6 protein-coding genes are annotated in these 10,355 nt (G+C 62.1%); 2 read left to right on the top strand and 4 right to left on the bottom strand.

Annotation, left to right across the window (positions count from 1 at the left end):
• The first annotated feature begins 122 nt into the window (after window positions 1–122).
• Window positions 123–998, top strand: a complete 876-nt coding sequence (locus SGJ19_08595; GenBank protein MDZ4780296.1) for a hypothetical protein — start codon at window positions 123–125, stop codon at window positions 996–998.
• A gap of 98 nt (window positions 999–1,096) precedes the next feature.
• Window positions 1,097–2,407, top strand: a complete 1,311-nt coding sequence (locus SGJ19_08590; protein MDZ4780295.1) for a hypothetical protein — start codon at window positions 1,097–1,099, stop codon at window positions 2,405–2,407.
• A 336-nt stretch (window positions 2,408–2,743) separates the two neighbouring features.
• On the opposite strand, the gene SGJ19_08585 is transcribed toward SGJ19_08590, so the two are convergent.
• The 4 genes from SGJ19_08585 to SGJ19_08570 form a co-directional block, all read right to left on the bottom strand.
• Window positions 2,744–3,871, bottom strand: a complete 1,128-nt coding sequence (locus tag SGJ19_08585) for a hypothetical protein (protein ID MDZ4780294.1) — start codon at window positions 3,869–3,871, stop codon at window positions 2,744–2,746.
• 78 nt (window positions 3,872–3,949) lie between these two features.
• On the bottom strand, window positions 3,950–7,303 hold the full coding sequence (locus SGJ19_08580) for a hypothetical protein (GenBank protein MDZ4780293.1): 3,354 nt from the start codon (window positions 7,301–7,303) through the stop codon (window positions 3,950–3,952).
• A gap of 339 nt (window positions 7,304–7,642) precedes the next feature.
• Entirely contained in the window at window positions 7,643–8,053 is a 411-nt protein-coding gene (locus tag SGJ19_08575; protein MDZ4780292.1) for a dual specificity protein phosphatase, read from the bottom strand.
• Between the two features lie 24 nt (window positions 8,054–8,077).
• Window positions 8,078–10,315, bottom strand: coding sequence for a protein kinase (locus SGJ19_08570; protein MDZ4780291.1), 2,238 nt, complete (start codon window positions 10,313–10,315; stop codon window positions 8,078–8,080).
• Window positions 10,316–10,355: the final 40 nt, after the last annotated feature.

Raw genomic sequence — 10,355 nt, 5'->3', positions numbered from 1 at the left:
GCCCTGGTGGTGGCTTCGGCGGGTTTAATCCCGTCGAGATGTTCGCCCGACAGGATCGCAATGGCGACGGGCAGATTGCCCTCGAAGAAATAGATGAACGCGCCCGCGGCTTCATGCAGCAGATGGCGCAACGCAACGGCATGTCGGAATCGGGGCCCTGGAAGATCGACGACTTGCGCAAGTCAATGGAGCAGCGCATGGGCGGCGGCGGAAGCGGCGGTGAGGGGGATCGCGGCCGCGACGAAGGCGATCGCCGTGAGGGCGAATCGAAAGAAGCCAAGAAACCGCTCGTGCCCGGCTTTGGCGCCTTGGCCGCCTTGGGCGATGAAACGCCGTTATTGGTACCCGGCTTTGGTATTCCGGCGGCCGATGAGAAGGGCGAAGTCGGCGCGAACCGAAGCCGATCCACCACGTCGTCAGCTCGCCCACGGGCGAGTACCGCGACGGCCGCGAAACCGAGCGCGACCGCGTCGCGACCGTCCAGCGGTTCCAGCTCCGGCGGCGGCTCGCGGAATGAAGAGCGCGCGCGGACGATGATTAAATCGAACGACGCCAACAACGACGGCAAGCTTCAGCCCGATGAGATGGACGAACTGATCGTCAAACCCAAAGACACCAACGGCGACGGCGCCGTGACGGTGGAAGAAATCGCCGCCCAACTGGGCGGCAACAAAAGCGAGGGCGGCGAGAAAACCGCGAGTAGCGGCGGCGGAGAACGCCCCCGCGGCGGGCGCGATGCACGGAGCAGCTCCAGTTCGAGCAGCGACGATGCGCGCAAGTCTTTCCGCTTTTTGACGCCGAAAGAGCGTCTTCCCAAAGGCACTCCTGACTGGTTTGTCGACGCCGACGAAGACGGCGACGGCCAGGTCCTGATGGCGGAATACTCCGACCGATGGACGGAATCGAAGGCCACGGAATTTGCGCGGCGCGACAAAGATGGCGACGGCGTCATCACGCCACGCGAGGCCGCCTCCGGGGGTAGTACCCGAGAAGAGTGAATTGAATGATGCCCAACCGACTCGACCGATTTACCAGGCAACTGACAAGCAGAGCATGGATTTCGTTGGTTCGGTCGTGTTGGATAACTGCCCCGGCGGTGGCGCTCGGGCTGGGCGCGGTCGACGTGCTTTCCGCGGGAGAATGCCCGAGCTCCGATCAGATTCTCTCGCTGGTCGAGCGACTGGGCGACGACCAATACAGCGTGCGCCAGGCGGCTTCACGCGGGCTGCTGGGCGTAGGCGCGGAAGCCATCGCGCCGTTGCGGCAAGCGGCCGACGGGCGCGACCTGGAAGTCACGGTGCGTTCCGTCGCGTTACTGCGGCAGTTGTACATCGAGGCCGACCCCGCCACGAGCGCCGCGGCGGGCGAGGCGCTCCGCTCATTGATGAGCTCGCCGCGAACGAACACCGCGCACTATGCCCAACGGGCGCTCCGCTCGCGGCACAATCTGGCGGTCGTGCAACTCGCGTCGCAAGGCGCTGACGTACGCAACGAAACGCGCTCCGGCGAATATCGCCCCGGGATGCGTGTATCGCTCAATGATCGCTGGCAAGGAGGCGACAACGGGTTGTTGCATCTGGCCGACGTCGAAAACCTGACGACGCTCTCCTTGAAGCGCGCGGCGGTCAGTCCCGACGCGGCGGAGTATCTGCGTCCGCTGGCTGGCCTCGAATGGTTATCGCTGGAAGATACGACGTTTGGCGACGAGCAACTCGACGCGATTGCCAGCCTGGTGAATTTGCGACGATTATACCTTGGCGATTGCCGCGTCACCGGCGCGGGTTTGTCGCGCCTTTCGGGCCTGAAAGAGTTGGAATACCTCTCGCTCAAGAATTTGCGTATCGGGGCGGGCGAACTCCACGCTTTGGCCGCGCTCCCCAAGCTGACGCAACTCGGAGTCGATGAAACCGAACTCACCGACGCCGGACTGGCGGAAGTCGCGCAATTGGTGAACCTGCAGACGCTCTGGATCAACGGCGCGCAGGTGACCGATCCGGGGCTCAAGTCGTTGGCGAGTCTCTCGCAACTCCGCACGCTCTACATCGCCGAAACAAAACTCACTGGCGAAGGACTGGCGCCGCTGGCAGGAAACGTCGATCTGACGTTCCTCTCCTGCACCAACGCCACGATCAACGACGCCGGTCTAGAGCAGATCGGCAAGTTCCCGAATCTGCAAAGCCTGATGCTCGACGGCAGCGAAGTGACCGACGAAGGCCTGCGTCATCTCGCCGGGCTTAAGAACCTGCAGTCGCTGTGGCTGCAAGACACGCGGATCACGGACGCCGGCTTGAAGCACCTGCACGGGCTGACGAATCTCACGTCATTGCGATTGAATCGCTCGAAGGTGACGTCCGCGGGCATCGCGGAATTGAACGAGGCGATGCCGAACCTCGAGACCCGCCGGTAGGCGGGAATGACGGCATTTTAACGTGGAACCCCGCGGGGAATGCCGGCCGGAATCTCGAAAGAGAGGGCAAACTGCGCGCGATTGAAGTCTGGCAGGGGCCCGCCGGCCATTCGTCCGGGGTTGAATAACTAGGCACTCCGTTTCTCGCAGGCGCGGCGAAAACTGAGTGAATCCCGTGCGGCAGGACGATCAATAACGACGACATATTCTCCCGCTTGGCATCGGAAGAAGACCAGCGCGGGCAGCGCCTTTGGCCGATGGCGCAAATGCTATTCCAGCGCCGCCGACCAGGGGGAAGGCCAGCGGCGCTGGATCAAATTGTAACACGAAGCGAAGTTAACTCGCCAATTCCGCTTGCAGGTCGTTGAGGGGCGCGGCCAGGGTCGCGCGGATGGTGACCGTCTCGAACGGGTTCTCCTCGACGTGCGAGATGAGCGGACTGTCGTTGATGAACGCCAGGTAACCGTCCAAGATGCTGACGGTTTTCTCGCGGAGCGCGGGGCGCTTGGCCTCTTCCGCCGAGTAGAGGTCGTCCAGCGTGTCGCTCAGGCCTTCGTTGAAGTGAGCGAGGATTTCGTCGAGGCGCACCGCGGACTCGGCCGCCTCGGCGTCGTCATACTCGGTGATGATCGTCTGGCGGAGGCCGGCCAATTGTTGTTTGGCGTTGGCCTTCGCCTGATTCCAGGCAATTTTGAGCTTGGCCAACGCGACGGCCGAGCCGCCGGACTTCTTGGCGGTCGACTCCGAGGTTTCCTCGCCTTCGGATTCGTCCGATTCGTCTTCGAGGTCCGGCCGCACGCGGAAGATCGGCTTGATCTTTTTGCCGGTGTCGCGGAAAACGAAAAACTTCACGGGCTTGGCGAGGGAAGCGGGCACTTCCTTCTGCGTCTCGAAGATGGCTTTGCCGTTTTCCGTGAAGCAGATGCCGCGCGCGACGACTTTGCCGCCGCCAGCGCCTTCCTTGGCCTCCTTGATCTGGTCGGGCGAGACTTTCTTCTTCGAGAGCGCGAGGGCGCCTTCCTTGGGACTCTTCAGCACCAGCGCGAAACGCAGCGGCGCTTCGATCTTCGCCATTTTCAGGCGCTTGATCATGTTCAACATTTCGGGATTGAGCGCCTTGCCGTCGTCTTGCTCCTCTTCCCCGTCGTCTTCGTCCTCTTCTTCCTCCTCTTTCTTCTTCTTGGCTTCCTTGACGGCCAGCGCCTCAGCGAGGCTCATCGCCTTGTTGGCCTCCTTGGTCATTGCGTCGAGGTAGGTGACCAATTCCTTGTTCTTGGCGTTCTTCGACTTGGCCGCCTTGATCTCGTCGAGCAATTCGTTGATCGCCCCGATTTGCTCGAGCAGATCCTTCTTGCTCTCAGCCTTGGCGAGGGCGTCGAGTTGCACGACGATGCCCGGGGCCTTCAGGTCTTTGTGATCTTTGACGATTTTCTTCCAGTCGGCGGATGAGAGGTAGTTCGGCACGTGTATGGCTCCGGCAATGAATGGTTCAATGGAGGCGCAAGCGCGCAAGGCAGTAAGTACGAGGAACCGCGGCGCGGACTAGATGGTCTTCAATTTCTTGAGCCACAGCCGTTTGACGGCCTTCTTGTCGACGCTCACGTGCGTGGGATCCGCGGTCTGATTCTTCTTCTTGATGCTAAACGGAGACTTGGGATTATCCACGATCGCCGTGGCCAATTGCGGCATCAGCTTCTGCAACTTGTCGGGCGTGAGGCCGTTCATCTTCTTGGCCAGATCTCCCGCCAACGACTTGACGAGGGCCTTGTGTTTGCCTGGATCGACGTCGACCACTTCGTTGGGGTCGCCGTTGCCGAGCTTGCCCAGCGCGCGGTTTTCGGCGAGCAACAGCGTGGCTTCGGCCAGTTCCGTCGGGTCCATCGTCTTGCCCTGCGCCAACTTGTGGTTGACCAGATTGATCTTGCTGTCGCGGACCCAATTGCCAGTGCGCCCGGCGACCATGCCGTCGATGTCGTCGACATTCTGCGCCCGCTCCACGATACCGACCGTTTCGGCCACGAGCGAACGAATGGCGTCGGGGTTGATTTCGGAAGCGAGCTGCTCTGCATTTAAGTTGGCTTCGAGCGAGGCTTTGACCTTGGCCATCTTGTTGTTGAACGCCGTCAGGTCGGCGTCCTTGATCTTGTAGGAACTAGGACCGAACGGAACCGTCGTGTTCGCGACGAGGTTCAACTCGCCATGGCGGCTGATGTATTCGGCCTTGATCTTGGTCATCAGCGCGTCGACGGTCACGTCGCCGCCGCCCTTCTTGAGCCAGTTGTCCTGCGGCGCCGTGGGAAGCTGCGGCGGCTTCTTCGCCAGCTTGTCGTCCAACTCCGTGTTGTCGAGCTTGGCATGCACGCCGCTCAGCGTGGGGTCGGTCACCATCTTGTTGTGGACCTTCGCCGTGAAGTCCTTGTAGAACTTCATCATGCCCGGGCAATGCTTCTGCACCGCCTCCGCGCCAAACTCGGAGATCATCTGGGGCACGCCGACGATGAACTCTTGCAGCAATTGCGAATCGCCGCCGCGATGCACGTAGTCGTTCATCCGCGAGCTCATGCGATCCTTGATGCGGGCCTCGATCGGATCGCTGTCGTTGAGCAGGTGAATGTTCTTCACATCGTTGGCGATCGCGTCGCGATATAACTTTTCGTCGGCCGGGTTGTCGTACGGGACGGTATTCGTGCCGTACATTTTGCGCGTGATCATATGGGTCATCTCGTGGATCATCACGCCTTGGCGGGGATCGGGCTGTTTGCCCGCCAGGACGAAGGTGTTGGCATTCTCGTCAAATGCCCCTTTCCCCGTCGGGAGCCAACTGGGTGCATTGAACAATTCCCCGGTGCTGTCGCCCTTCGAGACAAAGATTCGGACGCCGCCCTCGTTCGGCGGGTCGCGGTCCTGCATCGCGTCGATGGCGGCCGCTTCCAAAATGGGCTTCAAGAGCGGATCGGCGTACATCTTGTCGTACATCTCGCGGATGCCGACCGCGTCGTTCGGGTCGTCGAACTTCGTCACCTGCACCATCACGTCCACGATGGACTGCTTGGGCTTTTCCGGGACGTACTTCGGCGACGCCGCGCCGTTTTTGTAGAACGCCTTTTCGACTTCCGTCTTGGTCGAGCCCAGGCAAACGTCAAACGGCGTCCAACCGCGCGTGTCTTTGACGTTCGGATCGGCCCCTCGGCCTAAGAGGTCGTCGGCCGCCTTACCATTGCCGTTGAGCGCTGCGAGATGCAGGGGAGCCTGGCCTTTGGCGTTCTTGATGTCCATATTCGCCCCGGCGCCTACGATCCACGCCAGCCCTTGCGCTTGGACGTCGAGCAAATCCTTGCGGAGAGCGTCGCCATGGAAGTCCCGCCGCGCGAGCACCAGGTGGGCGGCCGTGTCGCCGTTTTTTGTCTTGGCATCCAGAATCGAAGGCTCGTCTTGAACAATCATGGCGATGGCCGCCTCGTTCGAGAACGTCGCCGCGTAGTGCAACAGGGTCATGTCGTCGGAGTCTTTTTGCTTCAGTACGTCCGGCGTGTCCTTGGCATAGGCCTTGAGCAGGTCGCTCGCGCGCTTCTTGGCTTGTTCCATTTCCGTCACCAGCCTGGCGATCTTTTGCCGGCGATTTTGCTCCTCTTGAGGAGTAAGCATCCCTTTCTTTCGATCCTGCGAAATACTCTGCTCCACCGAGACGATCTCGCGCCGCAAAGTGATGAACGGCTCCTTGAAGGCTTCCTTGAGCGTCTCGTACCGGGTTTTCAAGTCGGTCCGTTCCTTCGTCGTCAGCTCATGGATTTTGGCACGCTTGGCGTCCTCGGTGGGGAGCTTTGCAACCTTGGCCGCCTTCGCCTCGATCGCTTTCATTTCTTCGGCGGTCGGCATCCCGCGCAGCGCTTTGTTTTCGACGTCGATCTCGAGCCGGTGGTTGCCGTCCTTCTGGAGCTTGACAGCCGGAACGCCGAACAACTGCGACAACCCAGGAATGCCCCCCGCGTGCGTGTTCGAGTGCGCCGCGCCGACCACGGCCATAAACTTCTTGCCGGGATTGTCCTTCTTGGCCTGCTCCATCACTTCTTTCGCCACAAGATTCATCATCACGCATCGCGTCTCGCCGCCCATGAGACCGGGGCGCGTTTTCGTTTCGTTCGAGTTGATGCCGTAGACTTTGATCTTTTTCGTGGGATCGTTCTGGGCGGCGTTCTTGTCGCGCATCTTTTCAAGTACGTTACGCAGCCGGCCGAAACCTCCGATCCGTTTGACGAGCGCAGGCGGTAACGGCGTCCCCAGCGGTGAGTTCAGGAAGTCGTCGACCAGCCGCTGATCGACGACCATCAGTTCCTCGATGAAGTACATGCCGACACCGCCGCCATCCGGTTCGTCGAGCAGCCGTTCCATCAGGTCGTGCCGCGTCGGGTCGGCATGGTCGCCGCCGAAGCAGAAGCCGTTCGGGTCGCTACCGATGACCGCCTTCAGATTGTCGAGGTCATTCGCATTCGGGTTAGGCGGCGGCACCGGGTTGGTGACGTCCTTAGGGGCGACCTTCCGCATTTCAGCGCGGGAGTCGTCGAGAATGGCTTCCTTCTTCGCGGCCGCTTCCGGCGTGCCGAACCCGTTCGCCAAGATGGCATCGGTGCCGCCCTGGTTGATCGGGCTGGACTGGTCGGCGACCATCGCCACGACGGCATCCTTCAAGGCGGCCGCGAAGTCGATGTAATACACGCGGAAGTCTTCGCCGTGGTAGTCTACTTCCAGCGTCCGGGCGCCTCGATCGAGACGGATCAGCGGGTCCGGAACGGTCGGCGCCTTGGCCATGGCGGTGTCGAATTCCCGGTCGTAGTCCGATTGCTGCAGATTGGGCACCTTGGCCTTCATTTCGGCGAACGTCAGTTTGAAGTAGATCATGCCATGTCTCCCGGTGTTCAGAGTGCGGTGTCTTGGTTAGTTCGCGTGTCGGACTCGGCAGGCGCCCTGGTCGGGCTGGAGTCGCGGACGGTCAGCGGCGGGTGTGCTGTTTCGCGCCGTTGGCTCCTGCAATTCCGAAACGCGCTTTGCGGCGGGCAACTTGAGTTCCTTCGGGTCGAGGCTTTCAGCGCGGTCGGCGCGGCAAGCTCGCGCCCGCCGCAGCGCCCATCGAAGGCGGCGGCAAGGCGAAATAGATCATGCTGGCGGGGGTATCTTAGCGTCTGAAAGAAGGGTTGTCACGCAAACGGCGACACCCCGGCGCGGGCGGCGGCGATGGCATCAAATCGGAGTCGTCAGTTGCCCCCAAAGTCCCGGCGAGACGTCGGTGGGGACCGACTGCTGAATGCGCCGCAGCCAGTCGTTGGCATGGCCACCCTCGACATTCGCCAATGCGACGGCGGCCAACGCCGGCGAACGGCTCATGCCTGCGCTGCAGCAAACAAGCGTGGGACGGCGGTTGGCAAGGAGGTCGATCAAGAGTCGCATGGCGAACTGAATTTGGCTGGGATTGTTTTCCGGTCCGTCTTGCAGGGGCACGCGAAGTGAAATCATGTCGCGTGGCAGCGAACCCCCCGGTTCCTCGTTTGCCAACTGCAGAACCGCCTCAATACCGGCTTCCATTAGCGCCGCCGCGTTACGAGCGTCGCCGATATGTCCAATCCAAAGCAAATGCGGTTCAATGTGGGTCATGGTTCCGGGGGTTTGTATCTAGGCTCAATCCCGCGCCGCACTGGGCGCGATTTCTTGAGATTCTGCCGCGATGACCACCCAGCCGGTGTCAGCGACTTCGGCGGGGCGACCGTGAACGATGACAGGTTCGAGCGCCGCGAGGCGCGCGTGCTTCGCCACGGGGTCGACGAAGGCTTCCGAAATGCTGTCCGTCGAAGCTTCCAGCGAGCGGCCATTGAGCCGGCGGTCGCGTCGCAGTTGGAGGGCGCGGTCCAATTCGGTCGAAGAGAGCCGGAGGGCCCCTTCGTCGAGCGTGCGATGTCCCATCTCCGGATGATGCAACACCAGTCCACGGCCGTTGAATTGATCGGGGCGAGTATCGACCAAGAGCGCGCTGCGGCCGGTGGAGAAATCCCCTAGCTCGACGGTCATGCACAACACGCCGACGCGCGTGCGATCGGCGCGTTCGCGGGCGTCGCTCCAGATTGGGACGGAGAACGCGACCATCAAGGTTTGCGTGACCGTGCTATCGAACACCGCCGACATGTGCACGGTGCGGTCCGTTAACGGGCCGAGTGATTTGGTTTCCGGCGCGTCGGCAGGCAAGTCGCGCCCGCGGCCGTGAAAGTAGTCGCGGTGGCGATAGTTCTGGCCGATGCTGGACCCTTCCGGCACGCGGGCCAACTGAGTCCCGTCCACGGCGTTGACGAACCAACTCGCCGTTCGCACGGCGCTGTTGTTGGCGATGTAACGCTTGTCGAGCCAGCGCTGCACTTCTTCGAGCGAGGCAGCCGGCGCCGACTGCCCCGCGGCGATGGCTTCATTGGCTTGGAGCACAAGGCGTCGCACCTCGGCCGATTCCGCTTCGGATTCGAGGATCCGCCACCGCAAATCGATTTCCTGCGCCACCGACTTGGCAAGGAACATCGCCGAAGTGGCCAGGTTATTACGGCGCGAGGTCTCCGCGGAGGAATGGGCGCGATTGGCGGAATCGTACGCGAGCCGCTCATTGCGCGCAAGTTGCGCGAGCCAGATCGCCGAGACGCCGACCACGAGCGCACAGGCGGCTAGCCCCACGACGGCCACTTGCGTGGCCACGCGATGCCGGCGGACAAATCGGGCCACGCGCGCCGAGCGCGATTCGACGTACGCGGTGACCGGCTCGTCGGCCAGATAACGTTCCAAATCACGCGCCAGTTCGATGGCCGTGTCGTACCGATCGCTCGGGCGCAGCGCCATCGCCTTCAGGCAGATCGCTTCGAGCGGTAACGGAGTATCCGCCTTCAAATCACGCGCGCGCTTGACGCGACCGTCGATGATGTTGGCTTTGACCTCGGCGAGCGTTTCGCCAATGACGGGATTCACGCCGGTCAATAGCTTGAACAACGTAGCGCCGAGGCTATAGATATCGCTGGCTGGCGTCGGCGCGAGATCCGACGCTTGTTCCGGGCTCATGTAGGCTGGCGTGCCAGCGCCGCCGCCGGAGGACGTGCCGGCCTCGCTCCCCGAGCTGGGCATCAAGGTCTTTTCGCCGGCGATGCGAAACTTGTCTTCCCGCGCTACGGGCGTCGCCAGGCCCCAATCGACGACGATCGTTTCGCCGTAGCGCCCCAGCATCACGTTGCTGGGCTTGATATCGCGATGCACGATGCCGCGGTTGTGAGCGTAAGCAATTGTCTTGCAGACCGAGGCGAAGTTATTGAGCAGCCGGTGGAATTCCAGCGTCCGTTCCGATGGATCAACCGGCGGGCGATTGTGAAAACGGCGGATCGCATCGTCGAGCGTGACGCCATCGATGTAGCGCATTACATAGAACAGGCGCTGGTCGGCCGTTTCGCCCAGTCCATATAACGGGACGACGCCGGGATGCTCCAAACGCCCCGTGACCTCGGCTTCCAACTCGAACCGTTGCCGCGCGACGGGGTCGGCACTGAGCTTACCGTGGATGAACTTCACCGCCACGGTGCGGTGCAACTGTCGGTCTTCGCCGACGAACACCGCGCCGAGTCCGCCCTTGGCGTGAAACTGCAAGGCGTGAATCTGCGAGGCATGGCTTAATTGTTCGCCCGTCACGCTGTCCAACTCATGCGCGTCAGCATCCGACTTGCGCATCGCCGCGGCCACGCGAGCTTCGAAGCTCTGCAGCGAGGCGAGGCGTTCCTCGACAGCGCCGCGCAGATCGGGCCGCGAGTAGCACAGCTCATCCAAGCTCAGCGAGACGCCGTCCTCCTGCGCCGCCAGCCAGCGGTCGAGCAACGACTCAATGAGGGAATCTTCGGACATCGATGCACGCGCAGCCGTGAAGAAAAGGCGATACTCTAGC

Source organism: Planctomycetia bacterium, assembly GCA_034440135.1.
Classification (GTDB): Bacteria; Planctomycetota; Planctomycetia; order Pirellulales; family JALHLM01; genus JALHLM01.
This window is presented reverse-complemented; position numbering and strand designations above follow the sequence as displayed.